The 1,538-nt window shown below is 40.1% G+C and carries 1 protein-coding gene; it reads right to left on the bottom strand.

Annotated elements, in window-relative coordinates; genetic code table 11:
- Positions 1–116: 116 nt before the first annotated feature.
- Positions 117–1,538, bottom strand: a 1,422-nt coding sequence (locus tag EAX61_RS16290) for an IS1182 family transposase (RefSeq protein WP_121918769.1), incomplete at its 5' end; no start/stop codon positions are given.

Raw genomic sequence — 1,538 nt, 5'->3', positions numbered from 1 at the left:
GAGGCTGTCTGAAAACTATTCGGACAGTCTTTTTTTATTAAGGGCTATTTCTATTATTCAATCGTAAATGTTTTACAAGTGCTATTTGTTATCAGTTAGTAGTTATCAGTCTGCTTTTAGATAGCTAAACTTACCTTTTTCAGGTTATGTGCCATTGCTATAAGGCCTATTTCGGTATTTACTTTCTCGATTCCTCTCAACATAAAGCGTTTAAAGCCCATATTGTGTTTAATATTTCCAAAAATAGCTTCTATATCCCAGCATCTTTGCTTGCGATGTGCTACGCCTCTTTCACTGAGTAAATTTTGTTTTGCTTTTGCTTTATGCCTTATAAGATTATAGTTCCGTTCTATAATTCTATCCCCCTTAGCTCTAAAGCAGGATCCTCTGAGTGGACATCCGCCGCAGTTGGCAGCTTGATAGCGGGTATAAGTTTGAAGATGTCCATTTTTAGTTTTCTGTTTTGAAGTTCCTATCTTATGCATTTGCTGTCCCATAGGGCAGTAATAACAGTCCTGTTCCATATTGTAATGAAACTGGTCTGGATGGAAAGGGTTAGGTAGCTTCTTTTGTTGTTTTTGTTCCTTGTGGAAGTAGTTATATTTTACAAATGCCTCTATATCATTATCTTCAAGATAGGTGTAGTTCTGCTCACTGCCATAGCCTGCATCTGCTGTAACGATTTCTGGATTTTCTTGAAAACTGTCCTGATGTTCTTCTAGGTGGTCTATCAGTGTAGTGGTATCTGCGGTTGTCTGCGCAAGAGTATAATTAACTACAAACTGATTATTGGAAGATGCCTGTAGGTTATAGCCAGGTTTAAGTTGTCCATTTTGCATATGATCGTCTTTCATACGCATAAAAGTCGCATCGGGATCTGTCTTACTCATCGAGTTTCTCCCGCTCATCTGCTCTTCTTGCCTATTGTATTTTGCAACATTTGTTGGCCAGTTATTCTTGGCGTAGTTAAGCTTTTGTTTCACCTTCTTATCTATAGTCTTACCCTCAAGTGCCTGATTTATTTCATTTATGGTTTTAGCCACCTCTTCAGGATTTACAGCTTCAAAATTATCAGGCTCATTAGGTTGTTGCGCTTCGTCTGCATAGATAGTCTCCACGTAGCGCCAGAGTTCCTTGAGCTGTTTCTTGATACGCTCACGCGAGTTCTTGATGCTCTTTGCCCAGACAAAGGTGTAGCGATTTGCATTTGCCTCGATCTTGGTACCATCTACATAGATATCTTTTATACTGAGATATCCCTGCTCTGCAAGAAGGATGACCACCTGATTGAAGATCTTTTTAAAATTCCCCTTTAGTCTGCCAGAGCGAAAGGTGCTGATGGTATTATGGTCAGGTCGTATGCAGCCACTGAGCCACATAAAGTGTACATTCTCACCTAATGCCTGTTCTATCTTACGGGAAGAGTAGAGATTACGCAGATAGGCATAGACCAAAATCTTCAAAAGGTCACGTGGATGGTAGCTGGAAGTACCGCCACCTTTGTAGGTTCTCTCGATGGAGCTGATATCGATTTGATC

Source organism: Dokdonia sinensis (genome assembly GCF_003688895.1).
In the GTDB taxonomy this organism is placed as follows: domain Bacteria; phylum Bacteroidota; class Bacteroidia; order Flavobacteriales; family Flavobacteriaceae; genus Dokdonia; species Dokdonia sinensis.
The sequence above is the reverse complement of the archived record's forward strand: the minus strand, read 5'-3'. Positions and strand labels throughout refer to the sequence as shown.